We start from the raw sequence: 15,968 nt of genomic DNA on the forward strand, positions 1-15,968 counted from the left end.
TGCTAGCACAAAAAAAAGCCCCGATTCGGGGCTTTTTTGGTTTAGCTCGGAGGCGTGCTATTGAATCACGACTCGTTGGGCCCGGGTATCGTCGCCGTGGAAGCGCACGATGTAGACGCCCGGTTTGAGCTTGTCACTGGCAATGCTGAGCGTGGTTTGCTTGCCCACCGGCACCCGTGCCATCACCCGGCCGGTCACGTCCACTACGTCAATGGTTTTTACGTGGAGCGGGTTGGCGCCCAGCCGGATGTTGATTTTGCTGGTGGCCGGGTTGGGATACACATCGATGCCGCTGTCGGCCACGCTGGTGGCGTTGGCCGTAACGGCGCAGGTAGGGGCCGTGCCGCCCAAGCCACTGATGGAGGCCATGGAGGTAGCCAGCACCAGCTTATCGAGCTTGGCCCCGCCGCCGGCGTTGTAGGCGATGGTCAGCGTGTGCGGGCCGACCGGCAGTACGGCATCCCGCAGCTTGGTCCAGCCCCAGCCGCTGGTGGTATTCACTTCCTTCACGCTGGCATCGTCGATGTAATACGTGTTGGCGACCTGGCCCATGTCAAACAGAAAGGTGGTGGAGGCTACCCCGGCCGTGATGGTCCAGGAAACCTGCTGCCACGCCGTGCCGATGGTTTGGTCGGCCTGGTACTGGGCGCCCGAAGGCCCGGTGGAAAGGCGAATGGAACCACCGGGGGCCGCGGCCCGCACCCAGTACGAAATGGTGTACTGCTTGCCGACGGTGGTAGGGAAGGCCGCGCTGGTAACCTGCACGCGCCACTGGTTGCCGGGCTGGGCAGTGGGGTTCACCACCTTCATCGAGCCGGTTCCGGTGTGGGCCTCGGCGGCCACCGTGTTGGCGGTAATGGTAGCGCCGGTCGTGTTCAGGGTAGTCCAGCCGGTCAGGCCGCTTTCGAAGCCGCCATTGCCGACCAGCTGGCTGCTTACCGCCTGGAACGGTCCCTCGTCGATTTTCAGCCAGTAGCCATACTCCTCCCCGGTGGGCACGCTCTGCCGGGCCACGATATTATAGGTGGCGGCGCTGTCGATGGTGAAGGGCATCACCACGGCGGCAGTAGCACCCGTGGGGGCGGTGGTGGGGCTGCTCAAACCCGATTTCACCCGCACATAGCGGCCATTCGAGGCTTCCGCGTCGGCTACGATGTCCCAGTTGGAGCCTACGGTGGCGCATTCGGTTTCCATCCAGATGCGCTTGCCCAGTGGCTCGGCGGGCAGAATGGGCGTGTTGGTGCCCCACCAGCGGTACCAGCGCTGGTAGTCCAGAGCCGGGTAAGGGTGGGTGGTAATGTTGGTATTGACGGTGGTATTGCCGAGCAGAAACTTGTCGACAAACGCGGCTACGGCCGGCTGCTGGGAGGCGGGAATGGCGCAGTGGCCGTGGCCCCCGTCGATATAGAAGCCGAACCGGTCGCCTATGCCAAACGCCTTCCACACCTCGTGCGCGGCCCGGGCCGATACGTAGGCCGACGGGTTGGCCAGCCACTCGAAGTCGGTGTTGGCCGTCACCAGCAGAGCGCGGGGCGCAATCATGGCCATCAGCTCGTGGTGGTCGTGGGGCAGCTTGGCCACGTTGGCATTCTCAAACTGCTTCATGTCGTCCTTGAACCAGCGGTAATCCGTGGCACCCAGCTTTTCTACCGCGCCCAGGGTTTCGGACACGCGCCAGGCCGGGGCCCCGCCCCCACCCGATTCCTGGGCGATGGTCAGGGCAATGCGCTCATCAAACGCGCCGGAGAAAAGAGCCATCTTGCCGGCGTAGGAGCACCCGGTTACGCCCAGGTGGCTCATGTCGATGGGCAGGCTTGCCTGCACCAGCGCCAGGCCATCGATGAGGCGGCTCACGCCCCAGGCCCAGGCGCTGTACTGGCCCGCGTTGTCGAGGTTCTGGTCGGGGTAGAGGCGGTAGTAGGGGTCGGTAATCAGGGGGTTGCCGTACGTCGTCACCTGGTTGTGGCTGAAGGTGATGCGGGCAATGTTGCGGCTGGTGAAAATATCGGCCGGCACGCTGCCGTTGGCGCTGTTCATACCGATGATGGCCGGGAACGGGCCGCTGCCCGTGGGCAGCGAAACCTGCGAGGTGAGCGTGAGCGTCTGGCCGTTCACCGTCACGTTCACCGTGAGGACGCCCGCCGCGTAGCTGGCCGTAATGTTCTGGGGCTTGGCGGGCTTGGTCCCGATTTCATACCGCTCCACCTCGGCCCTGATTTCGTTGCGGCGGCACTCCCAGTCGCTGAAGCTGGTGGAGCGCCCGCGCCCATCCGACCACATAAAGGGGTCGGGGAGCGGCTCGACGACGGGCAGCTGGGCGAAAGTGGGCAAAGCCGGAGCCGCGCAGCTGGCCCCGGTGTTTTCGGACGAGTACACCAGCGGAATCTGCGCAAACAGGCCCAGACTGAGGCCGTTCAGCAGGAGCGTTAGCAGGGTAGTTCTTGTTTTCATTGGGGAATTGAAAGGGTATAGTGAAACGGAACAGTAGAACCGGGTGAAAAAGCGGGCTGACGCGGCTAGGGCAGGGCTTTCTGCGGACGGCAACCGGATGCAATTGTCCGCAAACGTTTTCGGGTGATTATACTCCCGGACGGCCCACGGCGCCAGCCACGCGCTGCCCACCCCAGATATGCTTTAGCACGCTGGGAAGGCCATTTATGTCGGAAGATAGGAAGGGCCCTGAGCGGATTTACCGGTTTTGACAGACCGCGGAAAATGAAAGTACCGGAATCGTTTGTGGAAACGTTTGGATACCATCCGCCCCCGAAACTTTCTTTTATCTGCTTAGCAGCCACCCGGCTTACTACCGGCAGCAACACCCATGCCCACACGAAAACGCCCCACCCAATGGCCGGGGCGCTACGCACTCAATACTACATTGCATGACCCTCTCTACTGACCGGCTTTTTGCTGCTTGTGCTGGCGGTTTTCAGCTTTGATGCGCTGCCGGACACCATCATCTACGCCTCGGCCCGTGGGCAGCGGCTGCTGCACGGAGCCAGAGGTTGGCGGGGCCGGCGGCGCGGTTTTGATCTGGTAGCGGTGGGCTATGTTGGCCGATAGCCGCTCGGTGGAATGGGGCAGCACGTTGTGGGAAAAGAAAGAGCCGCGGGCTTTCCAGCCTACCGGTAGCTCCTGCCGGGGCCGCACCGAGGAGCGCACCATGGCATTTACCACCTTGCTGGGCGGGTCCATGGCGGCCATGCGGGGAGTGCCGCCGCTGTAGTTGGCCGCATGGCCCCAAAAGGGCGTATCCACGGCCCAGGGCTCGATGGTGACCACCTGAATGTTTTTGTAGCCGCTCAGGCGAAGCTCATTGTTCAGGGCCTGATCCATGTTGCGGATGGCGGCCTTGGTGCCCGCGTACACGGCGTGGTAAGCCAGGGGCACTTCGCTTTCCACCGAGCCCAAATTTATGAGCGTGCCGCTTTTCTGGGCCTGGAAGATCTTAAGGGCCACCTGACTGCCGTACACGACGCCCTTGTAGTTGACGTCAATCAGGCGGGAGTAGTCGGCCAGCGGAATTTCCCAGAACCGGCCGATACCCCCTACGCCCGCGTCGTTTACCCACACATCCACGCGGCCGTACTGCTTCAGGGCGGCATCGGCCAGGCGCTGCACCTGGTCGGGCTGGCTGATATCGGTGGTGACGACCAGGGCATTGCCCCCGGCCGCCCTGACTTTGGTGGCTACTTCTTCCAGCACTTCCGTGCGGCGGGCCGCCAGCACCACGTTGGCCTTCATGGTGCCCAGCTGCTCGGCCATGCCGCGCCCAAAGCCGCTGGAGGCCCCGATGATGACGTAGGTTTTGCCCTGCACCTGCTGCTGAATGGCGCGGCCGGGTTTCGCCGTAGCACAGCCCCCGAGGCCAAACCCAAGCAGCAGCCAGGCCAGCCAGGCAAAGCAGGAAGTACGGCGCCGGCCGCTCCGATAAAACACGCCGGTAGTAGTGCCGGGTTGGGCATAAAGTAGGGTAGCACGCATAAGGCAAGGATTAGAAGCCGGTAGTCCTGACCATACGGCCCCACCAATGCCCGGGATATAGCCCAGCTTGCTCTATTCGGCCTTTTTGCGGGTTAGCCCAGCCGGAAAAATATACCGACGACCAGGGCGGCTCGGTGGCTTCGCCCCACCTGAGTGGCCGCCCGCTCGCCCTTACCGCTTATCTTCGGAATGCTTGCCGTGTACCACTTTTCGCCCCTGCTCCGATGTTCAAGGCCCTGCATTCCGACGACATTACCCTGCACCTGATAGACGAGGACAACCTGCCGGAAATCTTCGCGCTGTTTCAGGGTTTCCCCGACTCCCGGGCTATGCTGGAGGAGCTGTTTCGCAACTACCGGCCCCGCTATGAGCAGGGCCAGCGGACCAATTTTGGCTTTTACTCCCGGCTGGGAACCGAGCTGGCCGGCCTGGCTCTGCTTACCGTCGACAGCTGGGAAGAGCGGGCCGGCTCTACCGGGGCCGATATATTCCAGCATATGCGCGGCCGCGGCATTACGCCGCGCAGCAAGCCCCACCTGTTCTACCTGGCCTTCGAGCTGCTGGGCCTGAACCGCGTCGCCACTGGCTGTCGCGTGAGTAACCTGTCGTCGAAACGCTCGATTGAGAAGACTCCGGGCTTTGAGTTGGAGGGCGTCATGCGCGAATCGGGTTTGAACGACGCGGGTGAGTTTGAGGATGAGTACCTCTACGCCATCCTGCGGCGCGACTGGCTGAGGCTGTATGACAAAGCGCGGGTAACGGTACTCTATTAGCCGGTTATTGGCCCGTAACCCGTGGGCTTTTCGTCAGCCGGGCCGGGCGGCGCATACGTTGGCCTTACCTTGCCGCGTTTATCACCCATATTCCCCCCTATCCTACCCCAATGTCCCCTCTTCCTATTCGCCGGCTGGCGCTTGTCCCACTGGGTTTTCTGCTGCTCGGTGCCTGTAAAAAAGAAAAGATTGATAAGAAGCCGGCCGACCTGCGCGGCACTTGGCAGCTCGATAAGCAGACCATAAAAACCACCGACGCCCAGGGCAGTTCGCAGGAACTTACGGAGGTACTGACCGGATATCGCAACCACCTCGAAATAACAGATACCGCCTGGGCTTTCACGAATACTACCGGGTTTCGGGAGCCCTACAGCTATACCCGCCCCACCGACAGCACCGTCATTACGCGCCACAACGCGGGCGGTCAAGTGGTGTATAGGCCCTACTCCCTTATCGAGCTGCGGGAACATAGCCTCACCACGCGCCTCTCCTACGAGGTGGGCGCCGGGGGCCGTACCACGATAAAAAGCACCTATTCGCGCTAAGCATTCCGCGTGTAGCTGAGGCCAGCAGCACTAAAAAAAGCCCCGCCAAGTAACTGGCGGGGCTTTTTTTTAGTGCTGGCAGAGCGTTTCGTATACCCGAAGCATCTTCGGAATGCCTTCGGCGACCTTGGCAAACCCGGGTCGCTGCCGGTTGGGCTTAGCTTACTTCAGCGCTTTGGCGTCGTGCACCACTTTGCCGCCCAGAATGGTCAGTACGCTGGTGGTTTTGGGCAGCTCCGGCGGGGGCAGCGCGAAAATATCCTGCGACAGCACGGCCACGTCGGCCAGCTTGCCGGCGGTGATGGAGCCCTTGTCTTTTTCCGCAAACTCGGCGAAGGCCGAACCGGCCGTGTAGGCCTGTACGGCCTGCTGCCGGGTAATGGCCTCGGCGGGGTTAGAGGGCGTGATGCTGGCCAGCATAATATTCAGAAACGGATTCAGCGGCCCGTCCGAGCCCAGGGCCAGGGGCACGCCTGCCGTCAGCAGGGAGCGGAGCGGCTGCATGCTCGTTTTCCAGCGCCGGTGAAACAGCTCGGGCTCGGTGAAGTGCGTAGGGTTCTGCACCACGACCACGCCCAGCTTTTTGGCCCGCGGCAGCAGGTCATCTACTACCCCGTCGCCGTGCTCGATGCGTACGCGCTGCTGCGGCCAGCTCACCTTCGGGCCGTAGCTCTCCAGCGTGGTCAGCACCTGCTCGGCCGCCCGGTCGCCGGCGCAGTGAAACAGCAGGGGCTGCTTCCAGCTCAGGCCTTCCTGCACGATTTTGGCCACTTCGGCCGCACTGAAGTTGAGCTGCCCACGCCAGCCGGGTTGGTCGAGGTAGTCGTAGCGCAGGGCCGCGCCCCGCTCGTAGGGCGTGGCATCGAGCACCCATTTCAGCCCGCTTACCCGCACTTTCGGGCCGTACGCCGGCAGCTTGCTCAGCTGGCGCTGCTCCGTGGTTTGCCGCCCCTGAGCGGTGGTAGTGGCAAAGGGCCGGGCATGAATCCGCAGCGGCAGGTTGGCTTGCTGCGCCAGCCGGGCAAAGCGCGCAATGGGCATGGAAGTAAACAGCTGCACGGTGGTAATGCCAAAGCCCGCCGCCTGGGCCGCCAGCGCCCGCAGCTCCCGAATAACGGCCGAATCGGGCACCTGGGCCAGCAGCATAGGGTCGGGGCCCCACTCGGCGTACTCGCGCAGCCGGCCGTTGATCTGGCGGGAGCCCCGCACCCGCTCGAAGGTGCCGCCCAGCGGGTCGGGCTCTTCGTTGCCAATCTTGAGCAAGGGCATGGCCGCGCTGTTGATGATGCGCAGATGCCCGTAGTAAGCACTCAGCATAACCGGGTGAGTGGAGACCAGTGCATCCAGCGCGGCGCGGTTCACCGTGGTATCGAGCACTACGGTAGCGCCCACACTGCCAAAAATCCAGGTGCCGGGCGGGGCTTTGCGGGCGGCTTCCTGCAGTGCCTGCCGGGTTTCGGCCCAGGTGGGCTCCATCGTCTTGAAAGCCAGCTGCGTGCCGGTGGGCCAGGGGGCAAAATGGTTGTGGGCTTCGTTGAAGCCGGGCGTGACGACGCGGCCCTGCACGTCGATGCGGCGCGTGCCGGGCCCCGCCAGCCGGGCTATTTCCGCCGTAGTGCCCACCGCTACGATTCGCTCCCCCCAAATAGCCAGGGCCTGGGCCGTGGGGCGCGCCGCGTCGGCCGTAAACACCTGCCCGTTGAGCAGCACGATATCCGGCGCCTGCCCGCTTTGCGCCCTGGCCCCGAGTGCCAGCCCCACCAGTATTCCGACACCCAGCAGCACTTGTTTCATCCAGGGGGCTCCTCCAACGGCCCGGCGCGAAGCTGCGGCGTTGCGGCTTCCGGGAAGGAAGATAATATTTTAACAGTCAGATATTCCAAGCCCGAGGCCGCAGGACCGTTCCGATGCTCCTTACAGATACCAGATGCCGTCGGCCGCGACGGTGACGGCCACGCTCTGGCCGGGCGTAAAGGCGGCCTCCGCCGTTTTCACGGTAATATCGGCGCTTAGCACCCGCACCAGCACTTCGGAGTAGCTGCCAAAAAACCGGACTTCCTGCACCGTGCCGGCCGCCCCGGTCCCGGCGGCTGCCAGCCGGAAGTTTTCGGGCCGCACCAGCATGGGCCGGCGCTTTTTGCTGACGCCCGCCGCGGTGGCCAGAGCCGTAGCCAGCTTCCCGCTCACCAGGTTGTAGTCGCCAAACAGGCCGGCGGTGTACTCGTCCACGGGCTGCCGGTACACCTGCGCGGGCGTGCCGCATTGCACCACTTGCCCCTGCCGCAGCACTATGATTTCCTCGGCCCACGACAACGTATCGGCCGGATCGTGGGAAATCAGCAGGCAAGTGATGCCCAGCTGCTCGCTGATATCGTGAATCACGGACTTGAGCACCTGCCGGTGCACCCGGTCCAGGTTGGAGTACGGCTCGTCGAGCAACAGCAGGCGTGGCGACGAGAGTAGCAGGCGGGCTAGGGCAATGCGCTGCCGCTCCCCGCCCGAGAGCTGGTCGGTGCGGCGTGTGCTCAGGTGGCCGATGCGGCACACGGCGTACAGCTGCTCGGCGGCGCCGGGGGCCAGCTTGTCGGCGTAGCGCAATACCTGCTCCACGCGCAGGGAATGGGGCAGCTCATAGTGCTGGGAGAGGTAGGCAATGCCCGGGTGCCCGGGAATCAGGACTTCGACGGGGCCCTTTACGCGGCGGTTTTCGAAGTGCACGGTGCCGGCCGTAGGCTGGGTGAGGCCGGCAATAATCTGGAGCAGCGTGCTTTTGCCGGCTCCGGTTTCGCCCGCAATAGCCAGCTTCTGAAACTGCCGCTGCGTGAAGCTGATGGGCGCTAAAACCGTGTTTCCTCTTTCCTGCAGGGCTATTTCCGAAACGCTTAACCAACTCATACCCGCCGTAGCCGTGAAAAAGTGAACCGGCTGGTTCAGAAGCCCAGGCGCGGCAATAGAATCAGAATGCTGCCGCCAGGTCGCGGTTGTACTTAGTGCGGTACTGCTTCGGCGACAAGCCCGTCAGGCGCTTAAAAGTACTACGAAACGCCTTGGGGTCGGTGTAGCCCACCTGGTACATTACTTCGTTCACATTTTCCCGCGACGATTCGAGGCTGTTTTTGGCCGCCTCAATCTTCACCCGCTGAATGTACTCGACCACCGAGTTGGAGGTGGCTTTCTTGAAGCGCCGCTCCAGGTTGCGGCGGCCCAGGGCCAGCATGTCGGCCAGCTGCTCCACGGTTATCTTGTCCTGGTAGTGGTCCTCGATGTAGGTCTGGGCCTTTTTGATGGGCTCGTCGCCGTGCTCCTTCTGGCCGTTGAACATGATAAAGGCCGACTGGCTCACCCGCTCGATGTCAATCTGGAACACCTTGGCGCACACCACGGCCATTTCGCGGCCTGCGTACTTTTCTACCAGGTACAGCACCAGATTCAGGTATGAGAAGGCGCCGCCGCTGGAATAGATGCCGTGCTCATCGGTAATGACCAGATTCTCGACCAGCTCCACGGCCGGAAACATGCGGCGAAAGTCGTGGGCAGCGGCCCAGTGCGTGGTGCAGTGCCGTCCGTCTATCAGGCCGGTGGCGGCCAGCAAAAAGGCGCCCATGCAGAGCGACGCTACCTCGGCGCCGGCGTGGTACTGCTCGGTTATCCAGGGCAGAAAGGCGCGGTTGGCTTCCAGGGCCTGGGCCGGGTCGCCGTCCACGGCCGGAATAACCACCAGGTCGGGCGTGGTAGCTAGGTCGGTGGTGAGCAAGGGCGTGTACACCGAGTAGAGGCCACCGCACACCGGTGTTTCGTGAGTAAGCCCCACGAGCTGGATGTCGAACAACGGCGGCTTGCCCATACGCTGAAGCAGGGCGTTTACCTCCGAGAAAACCAGGCGTGGGCCCTCGATGCTGCCCAGAATGGCCCCTTTGGGAACCAGGATGGCGATGTTCTTCATAGTAGTTAAAGCTAACGGAACGTGGTGTCGCAATCAACCCTGAATTCGTCGGAATCTACCCTTACCTAGCGCCCCGGCATTACTAATTTTGTTGGCGCACAGAGTTTATCTGCGACCAGCAATACTACATATTTTAGCAGAAACCTGCGCGTTTTTCCCGAAAATATCTTTCACCTCAAATATTCTACACCCATGAAAACGCCCCAGCTCAGCCCTTACCTCACTTTCAACGGCAACTGCCGCGAGGCCATGACTTTTTACCACCAGTGCCTGGGCGGGGAGCTGCAGGTGCAGACCTTCGCCGAAACCCCAGCCGCCGGCCACGTAACCCCCGACGCCCAGCACGGGGTGATGCACGCCTGCCTGAGCAGCGAGAGCCTGGTGCTGTTTGGCTCCGATGCGGGCATGCAGCAAGTGACGCCGGGCAACTCGGTGGCCCTGGCCCTGAACTTTAGCAGCCCCGAGGGAATTGCCGCCGCCTTTGCCAGCCTCGGCCAGGGCGGCAGCGTGACTATGCCCTTGGAAGACACGTTCTGGGGCGCCACCTTCGGCATGCTCACCGACCGGTTCGGCACCAACTGGATGTTCAACTACGACAAGAAGCCGGCCCAATAACCCACTGCCGTTGCGGCTGTGCTTTGCCGGGCTGAAGCGCCACAGTTGGCTGCAATATGCTTCTTACCAACATCTTCGTACCAACGTGCCGCCGGTTTTCGCCGTAGGAAGTAATAGCTGACCGTCCTAACTACCGCTGGCCGCCGGCTTTCCACTTAATTCCCACTGCTATGAAAATTACGCTTGCTCTGGCCGCCCTTCTGATGGCCGCCGCTGGCGAGGCGGCTGCCCAATCGGGTAACTCCCCCACCACTACCCGACCGACTACCACCCAGGCCGGTGCCAAAACCGAGGCCCGCACCCGCAAGCCCATGAACACGGCTCCGGCCACCGGCCCCAACCGCGCGTCTCGCTCCAGCTCCACCATGAAATCGGCCAAGCAGGGTGGTGCTACCGGTAGCACCAACAGCGAAACCGTCGGCAAGAACAGCCGCGGCCGCACCAGCACGGGTGCCACCAAAGCTCCGGCCGGCGAAAACTAGCCCAACCGCCACGCGGCTACGCTAACTCTATCACAAAAAGGCTGCCTCTGGTTGGGGCAGCCTTTTTTGTATCGCGCAAAGCCAAATCATACAGGTGCTTATGCGTGCGGGCGCCGGACCAGCCACTCAACAGCCTCCCGGCCCACCAAGGCCTGAAAGGCCTCCGTATCGACTGGCTGCAACTTCTGTCCACTCGACTTCTCGTAAGTATCGCGGAGCTTGGCAGCCAGGTGCTTGGCTTTCTTAGCCAGGTCTTTCTCCTGAATATTTTCCTCGTCGAGTAGCCGGTGAAGCTACTTTTTCGGAATGGGTGACAAGCCGCCGGGCGCTACCGGGCCCGATTCCGGATTTGCGTTTTGTTGTTGAGCTATACGTGTAGTAAAACAGGTGAGTGGCTGAGATGCTTACGCAGAAGAAAGCCCGTGTTAGGACGCGACCCATGAGAAACGCCCTTGCGGATCAGCCTGCCGTTCAGCTTGTTGGCCCGCAAGCTGAGCCCTGTAAGGCCTCAAGCACAACTGTAGCACAAAAACAACGAACTGACTCTGAGCTAGTTTGGGAAGCAAAGGCCATTAATTTAAAACGCAGAGCCGTGTCTATTCGTAATGCATTGAAAAACAAGCTCTAAAGCTTACGCCCCCATTCTTTCACACAACCCAACACGCTGTATTTTATGAAAAAGGTATTGTTAATGGTAGCTGTAGTTGCTGCCTCGATGGCTACGGCCAAAGCTCAGACAACTTCCGGCTCCTCTACTTCCGGCACCGGCAGCACTTCCGGTTCCGTTACTTCCGGTAGCAGCACCTCGGGTACTACTGCCGGCTCCCTGACTTCGGGCTCCATGACCAGTGGCACCACCGCCGGCATGACTACTTCCGGTACTACCGGCACCACCACTTCCGGCTCTACTTCGGGTTCGATAACCTCGGGCGGCAGCACTTCGGGCACCACGGCCGGCACCATGACTTCCGGTAGCGGCACCACGGCCGGCTATTCTACTTCCGGCACCACTTCCGGTACTACCTCGGGCACCATGACCAGCGGCACGACCTCCGGCTCGGGCAGCGCTACCACTTCGGGCCGCTCAGGCAACCGCAAAAACTCGACTACCTCCGGCAGCCGCACCAAGAGCCGCGGCTCCAGCACCAGCGGCAGCACAACGAGCGGCCGCAGCACTTCGGGCGGCTCTACCAGCGGCAGCTCTACCAGTGGCTCAACCACCGGCAACCGCTAGACGCCACTGCCTTTCGCAACAAAAAACGCCCGGCCTGCCGGGCGTTTTTTGTTGCCTATAGCCAGCTGCCTCATCTACTGATTTGCAACGGTGGGTTTGATAAAATGGAGACTACCTCTTGGCTAAGCAACAGAACTTACCGAAAAGACATTACTTCAAATAATCACAAATCACCAATATAAAGCCCAACCCGTTTTGTGCAAACCGACGATGCTAGCTCGGAAATATAGTAGGCATGCAGAATTATTTTTATCACACAACTATCATATTTTCAAATCATTGCACCCCAACCTATTTTACATACGTTTCTAAAGCGGCTTATAAGCTGACGGCTATTGAGTATTTTTGCGGTTCGGTTTTGTTCATCGACCTGATTTTATGCAAAATTCATACTTCCGTGCGCTTCCTCTGGCGCTGGCGCTGCTGGGCCCGATGGCGGCTTGGGCGCAGAAACCCGACCCGGCACTGGTCACCAAGGCTAACACCATTCATAATCAAGCCTTTGTCCTGGATTCGCACGAAGACACCCCCCTCAACCTGATGAAGCCGGGCTTTGACATCAGCAAGGACCACGACTCGCAGGAAGCCCAGGTAGATATTCCCAAAATGCAGCGCGGCGGCCTCGATGGGGCTTTCTGGGCCGTGTACATGGGCCAGGGGCCACGCACCCCGGAGGGCAACGCCGCCGCTAAGCAGGAAGCGCTGAGCATTTTCAACGCCATCCGCTCGACCATTCAGGCGCACTCTTCGCAGCTGGACATGGCCACCACCGAGGAGCAGGCCCTGCAGATTCGGCGGGTGGGTAAGCGCGCCGTCTTCATCGGCATGGAAAACGGCTACCCCATTGGGCAGGAGCTGAGCCTGATTAAGTCGTTCTACGATTTGGGCGTGCGCTACATCACGCTCTGCCACTCCTCCAACAACGACCTGTGCGACTCGGCTACCGACCCCACCGGCCCCGAGCACCAAGGCCTGAGCGCCTTTGGCAAGCAGGCCGTGACGGAAATGAACCGCCTGGGCATGCTGGTCGACGTGTCGCACGCCTCCGACTCGACTTTCTACGACGTGCTGCGCCTGAGTAAAGCACCCGTTATTGCTTCCCACTCCAGCAGCCGGGCCCTGGCCGACTCGCCCCGCAACCTGAGCGACGACATGCTGAAGGCGCTGGCCCGCAACGGTGGCGTGGTGCAGCTGAACCTGTACAGCCCCTACATAAAGACGGAGCTGAAAACGGCCGAGCGCCTGGCCGCTGAGCAGGCATTCTTCACAAAGTGGAAAATCAAGGGCTTCCTGAACGTGTATGGGCTGCCCGCCGCGGAACAGCAGCAGGCCCTGGCCGAAATCGACCAGCTGAACGCGAAATTCCCGGTAGCCCTGGCTACGGTGCAGGACGCGGTAAACCAGATTGACCACATCGTAAAAATAGCCGGCATCGACCATGTCGGCATTGGCTCCGACTTCGACGGCGGCACGCGCCTGACCGGCCTGGGCGACGCGGGCGAATTGCCAAACCTGACGCTGGAGCTGGTGAAGCGCGGCTACTCGGAGAAAGACATCTTCAAAATCTGGAGCGGCAACCTGTTTCGGGTGATGAAGGCGGCCGAAAAGCTGCGGGCCCCGGCCCCGGTGAAGAAGTAGCAGCCGTTGCGCCAACCTAAAGTAAAAGAGCCTGTCCCGGTCCGGGGCAGGCTCTTTTGCTTTAGGTTGGGTTCGGTTAGCGCAACGGTTGAACTGGCGTGGTAACGGGCTTTTGCAGGTTGAACTTGACCGGAAACTCACACTCGACGGCCACGGGCTGGCCCGCCACCTGGGCCGGCACCCAGCCGTTGGCCATGCTCTGCACCACGCGCAGGGCCTCTTCGTCGCAGCCCCCACCGATGCCCTGGCTCACGCGGTAGTTCGAGCAGGTGCCGTCTTTGCCAATGGTGAAGGCTACCTGCACACTGCCGCTAATGCCGCTGCGCATGGCCTGAGCCGGGTAGCGCATCATAACCATCTGATTAAACACGGCCGATGAGCCACCAATATACACCGGGTCGACGTCGGGCCAGGTCTGGCCGGTGGCCGTGGGCTGGAGCAGCGTGACGGAGACGCTCTTGTTCTTGCCGGGCCGCCGGAACAGCATCTGGCGGGTGTCGTAGTCGTATTTCTGCTCCAGCTCGCCCTTATTGGTGAAGAACTCCCAGGTGCCGGTCCGCTGGTCGTTCTGGTAGGCCCCCCGGGCTACCACGGTGGCCCCGTTCCAGTCGTAGGAAGTCCAGATGCTGTCTTTGCGGCCGTTGGTGTAATGCCCCTGGGTCGAGAGTGCCAGCTGCCGGCCGCGGTAGAGGGCGTAGGAGCCGTGCTTCACCGCTTTGTCGGACTTGAGCACGTAGTACACCTCGTTGGAAATGGGCGAGGTGCTGTAGTTGGTAACCTTTTTGGTTTCCTGGCCGAAGCTGAGCAGCGGCAGCGCCAGCAGCGACAGGGTGAGCAGCGCAGGAGCACCCGGGCGGGATAAACAGGTGGACATAGACGTCGTGGTACGGGTAAGAATCTTAACCTTTGTAGAAACTATAAAATCGGGCAAGCCCACATTTCTTCAAATATAACGCCTGCCGACGCTTCCGCCTACAACGGCAGCCCAACCACTTTCTTCTACTCCATGACTTCGACTTCCGCCCCCATTACCACCATCGTGTTCGACCTCGGTGGCGTGCTGATTGACTGGAACCCGCGCTACCTTTACCAGAAGCTGATTCCTAATGAGCAGGAAATGAACCGCTTCCTGAGCACTATCACCACTCCCGACTGGAACGAGGAGCAGGACGCGGGCCGCACCATTGCCGAGGGTACGGCCCTGCTGGTGGAAAAGCACCCCGAGCACCGCGAATTGATAGAGCACTTCTACGGCCGCTGGCCCGAGATGCTGGGCGGCGCCATTCAGGGCACCGTGGACGTGCTGACCGAGCTGCGCGCCTCCGGCCGCTACCGCCTCTACGCCCTCACCAACTGGTCGGAAGAGACGTTTCCGGTGGCCTTACGGCAGTTCGAGTTTCTGCACTGGTTCGAGGGCATCGTGGTGTCGGGCACGGAGAAGTCGCGCAAGCCTTTCCCCGACTTCTACCACACGCTGTTCAGCCGCTACGCCATCGAGCCGGGCCAGGCGCTGTTTATCGACGACAACGAGCGAAATATTCACGCGGCTCAGGCCGTGGGCATGCAAACGGTGCATTTTCAGTCGGCTGAGCAGCTGCGCCAGGAGCTGGAGCAGCGGGGCGTGCTGCCCACCGCCCAATTATCAGCTTAAGGCCGGCGCCTACACCTTGCGGTACCAGGCGGGCCCGCGCCTGGAAGCGGAGCCCTTCCAAAAATGCTCCGCTTCTACTCGTGAGGCGTTTTCGTAACTCCTGACAGGCCACGCGAGGAGAAGCGGTGGCTTCATCAGCTTCTAAAAGGCCAACGGCCACTCCCTGCGAAGGAAGTGGCCGTTGGCCTATATCAGTCAGGGGCAACTTAGCAGTCGGAGCCGTCGAGGCCGCAGGCGTCGCCGGAGGCCAGTACTTGCGGGGCGGGGTGCTTTTCCTCCCACACTTTGTCCAGCACTTCCAGGAACAGCTCACTGGGCTGGGCACCCGACACGGCGTATTTGTTGTCGAACACGAAATACGGCACGCCGCGTACCCCGATTTGGCGGGCCTGGTACTCATCGTGGCGCACTTCCTGGGCGTAGGCGTCGGTTTGGAGCGTGGCGCGCACCTCGGCAGCATCCAGGCCCAGCTCGGTGCCGAGCTCGGCCAGGGTATCGGGGTCGGCTACGTTGCGGCCCTCAGTGAAGTAGGCGGCCAGTACCCGCTCCTTGGCCGCGTCCTGCTTCCCGTGCTGGGCCGCCAGGTGAAGAAAGCGGTGCGCCAGAAAGGTGTTGACCGGCACCACCTTGTCGAAGTCGAAATCGAGGCCGACTTCGCGGGCAATCTGCGCCATCTGGCCGTTCATCTGGCGGCCCTGCTCCACCGAGATACCCTTGCGCTGGGCCAGCAGCTCATGAATGCTCTGGCCGGGCGTGGTCTGCATGGTGGGGTCCAGCTCGAAGCTGCGCCAAGTAATCTGCAACTCGTCGCGGTGAGGAAATTGCGCCAGCGCGGTTTCGAGCCGCCGCTTGCCGATATAGCAAAACGGGCACATGATATCGGACCAGATTTCTACTTGCATGTCGTCGTTATGTGAAAGGCGTAATAAGCCGAAAGCCGCCAAAAGGTTTGGCTGGCGGCCGTAGCGAGGATAACAGCGCGGAGGCCGGCCGCGGTTCCGCACGGTGTAGAGACGCATACTTGCGTCCCCTCGTTGAACGACTTGTGCCGTGCCGCTACAAGCAACGGCCGCAACGATTGAGACGCAAGTATGCGTCTCTAC

Annotated in this window: 14 protein-coding genes; 7 read left to right on the plus strand and 7 right to left on the minus strand. The window is 61.7% G+C overall.

Annotation, left to right across the window (positions count from 1 at the left end; translation table 11 throughout):
• Positions 1 to 57: 57 nt before the first annotated feature.
• Both LGH70_RS02315 and LGH70_RS02320 read right to left on the minus strand, forming a co-directional pair.
• A complete protein-coding gene (locus LGH70_RS02315; protein ID WP_226182282.1) occupies positions 58 to 2,451 on the minus strand; it encodes a T9SS type A sorting domain-containing protein in 2,394 nt (797 codons plus the stop codon).
• 441 nt (positions 2,452 to 2,892) lie between these two features.
• Positions 2,893 to 3,984, minus strand: coding sequence for an SDR family NAD(P)-dependent oxidoreductase (locus tag LGH70_RS02320; RefSeq protein ID WP_226182284.1), 1,092 nt, complete (start codon positions 3,982 to 3,984; stop codon positions 2,893 to 2,895).
• 224 nt (positions 3,985 to 4,208) lie between these two features.
• Between LGH70_RS02320 and LGH70_RS02325 the strand changes: the two genes are divergently transcribed.
• Positions 4,209 to 4,757, plus strand: coding sequence for a GNAT family N-acetyltransferase (locus LGH70_RS02325; protein WP_226182286.1), 549 nt, complete (start codon positions 4,209 to 4,211; stop codon positions 4,755 to 4,757).
• Between the two features lie 110 nt (positions 4,758 to 4,867).
• On the plus strand, positions 4,868 to 5,302 hold the full coding sequence (locus tag LGH70_RS02330; protein ID WP_226182288.1) for a hypothetical protein: 435 nt from the start codon (positions 4,868 to 4,870) through the stop codon (positions 5,300 to 5,302).
• Between the two features lie 162 nt (positions 5,303 to 5,464).
• Here the strand turns inward: LGH70_RS02330 and LGH70_RS02335 are convergent, their stop codons facing one another.
• The 3 genes from LGH70_RS02335 to LGH70_RS02345 all read right to left on the minus strand — a co-directional run bounded on the left by LGH70_RS02335 (position 5,465) and on the right by LGH70_RS02345 (position 9,245).
• On the minus strand, positions 5,465 to 7,096 hold the full coding sequence (locus tag LGH70_RS02335) for an amidohydrolase (RefSeq protein ID WP_226182290.1): 1,632 nt from the start codon (positions 7,094 to 7,096) through the stop codon (positions 5,465 to 5,467).
• Between the two features lie 120 nt (positions 7,097 to 7,216).
• Complete coding sequence (locus LGH70_RS02340; RefSeq protein WP_226182292.1) at positions 7,217 to 8,197, minus strand: ABC transporter ATP-binding protein; 981 nt, start codon at positions 8,195 to 8,197, stop codon at positions 7,217 to 7,219.
• A gap of 61 nt (positions 8,198 to 8,258) precedes the next feature.
• Complete coding sequence (locus tag LGH70_RS02345; RefSeq protein ID WP_226182294.1) at positions 8,259 to 9,245, minus strand: GlxA family transcriptional regulator; 987 nt, start codon at positions 9,243 to 9,245, stop codon at positions 8,259 to 8,261.
• A 192-nt stretch (positions 9,246 to 9,437) separates the two neighbouring features.
• Here LGH70_RS02345 and LGH70_RS02350 point away from each other — a divergent pair, with 192 nt between their 5' ends.
• From LGH70_RS02350 to LGH70_RS02365, 4 genes are all read left to right on the plus strand, one after another.
• The gene (locus LGH70_RS02350) at positions 9,438 to 9,860 is read left to right on the plus strand and encodes a VOC family protein (protein ID WP_226182296.1); all 423 of its coding nucleotides are present in this window, start codon (positions 9,438 to 9,440) and stop codon (positions 9,858 to 9,860) included.
• Between the two features lie 170 nt (positions 9,861 to 10,030).
• On the plus strand, positions 10,031 to 10,342 hold the full coding sequence (locus tag LGH70_RS02355; RefSeq protein WP_226182298.1) for a hypothetical protein: 312 nt from the start codon (positions 10,031 to 10,033) through the stop codon (positions 10,340 to 10,342).
• Between the two features lie 673 nt (positions 10,343 to 11,015).
• Positions 11,016 to 11,576: a hypothetical protein gene (locus LGH70_RS02360; protein ID WP_226182300.1), complete on the plus strand. Its 561-nt coding sequence runs from the start codon at positions 11,016 to 11,018 to the stop codon at positions 11,574 to 11,576.
• A gap of 378 nt (positions 11,577 to 11,954) precedes the next feature.
• The gene (locus LGH70_RS02365; RefSeq protein WP_226182302.1) at positions 11,955 to 13,214 is read left to right on the plus strand and encodes a dipeptidase; all 1,260 of its coding nucleotides are present in this window, start codon (positions 11,955 to 11,957) and stop codon (positions 13,212 to 13,214) included.
• 76 nt (positions 13,215 to 13,290) lie between these two features.
• Here LGH70_RS02365 and LGH70_RS02370 read toward each other — a convergent pair whose 3' ends face one another.
• A complete protein-coding gene (locus LGH70_RS02370; protein WP_226182304.1) occupies positions 13,291 to 14,088 on the minus strand; it encodes an energy transducer TonB in 798 nt (265 codons plus the stop codon).
• Positions 14,089 to 14,220: 132 nt separating this feature from the next.
• On the opposite strand from LGH70_RS02370, the gene LGH70_RS02375 reads away from it, so the two are divergent.
• Positions 14,221 to 14,865 (plus strand): HAD family hydrolase, encoded by a 645-nt coding sequence (locus tag LGH70_RS02375; RefSeq protein ID WP_226182306.1) that lies wholly within the window; start codon positions 14,221 to 14,223, stop codon positions 14,863 to 14,865.
• Between the two features lie 206 nt (positions 14,866 to 15,071).
• Here the strand turns inward: LGH70_RS02375 and LGH70_RS02380 are convergent, their stop codons facing one another.
• A complete protein-coding gene (locus LGH70_RS02380) occupies positions 15,072 to 15,767 on the minus strand; it encodes a DsbA family oxidoreductase (RefSeq protein WP_226182308.1) in 696 nt (231 codons plus the stop codon).
• Between the last annotated feature and the right edge of the window lie 201 nt (positions 15,768 to 15,968).

The sequence above is a fragment of the Hymenobacter nitidus genome (assembly GCF_020447315.1).
Taxonomy (GTDB): Bacteria; Bacteroidota; Bacteroidia; order Cytophagales; family Hymenobacteraceae; genus Hymenobacter; species Hymenobacter nitidus.

Bases quoted from the DNA above. Each gene is read 5' to 3' on its own strand.
- LGH70_RS02380 (WP_226182308.1), bottom strand. From the start codon at position 15,767: ATGCAAGTAGAAATCTGGTCCGATATCATGTGCCCGTTTTGCTATATC.
- LGH70_RS02325 (WP_226182286.1), top strand. From the start codon at position 4,209: ATGTTCAAGGCCCTGCATTCCGACGACATTACCCTGCACCTGATAGAC.
- LGH70_RS02340 (WP_226182292.1), bottom strand. From the start codon at position 8,197: ATGAGTTGGTTAAGCGTTTCGGAAATAGCCCTGCAGGAAAGAGGAAAC.
- LGH70_RS02335 (WP_226182290.1), bottom strand. From the start codon at position 7,096: ATGAAACAAGTGCTGCTGGGTGTCGGAATACTGGTGGGGCTGGCACTC.
- LGH70_RS02320 (WP_226182284.1), bottom strand. From the start codon at position 3,984: ATGCGTGCTACCCTACTTTATGCCCAACCCGGCACTACTACCGGCGTG.
- LGH70_RS02365 (WP_226182302.1), top strand. From the start codon at position 11,955: ATGCAAAATTCATACTTCCGTGCGCTTCCTCTGGCGCTGGCGCTGCTG.
- LGH70_RS02315 (WP_226182282.1), bottom strand. From the start codon at position 2,451: ATGAAAACAAGAACTACCCTGCTAACGCTCCTGCTGAACGGCCTCAGT.
- LGH70_RS02330 (WP_226182288.1), top strand. From the start codon at position 4,868: ATGTCCCCTCTTCCTATTCGCCGGCTGGCGCTTGTCCCACTGGGTTTT.
- LGH70_RS02370 (WP_226182304.1), bottom strand. From the start codon at position 14,088: ATGTCCACCTGTTTATCCCGCCCGGGTGCTCCTGCGCTGCTCACCCTG.
- LGH70_RS02350 (WP_226182296.1), top strand. From the start codon at position 9,438: ATGAAAACGCCCCAGCTCAGCCCTTACCTCACTTTCAACGGCAACTGC.
- LGH70_RS02355 (WP_226182298.1), top strand. From the start codon at position 10,031: ATGAAAATTACGCTTGCTCTGGCCGCCCTTCTGATGGCCGCCGCTGGC.
- LGH70_RS02375 (WP_226182306.1), top strand. From the start codon at position 14,221: ATGACTTCGACTTCCGCCCCCATTACCACCATCGTGTTCGACCTCGGT.
- LGH70_RS02345 (WP_226182294.1), bottom strand. From the start codon at position 9,245: ATGAAGAACATCGCCATCCTGGTTCCCAAAGGGGCCATTCTGGGCAGC.
- LGH70_RS02360 (WP_226182300.1), top strand. From the start codon at position 11,016: ATGAAAAAGGTATTGTTAATGGTAGCTGTAGTTGCTGCCTCGATGGCT.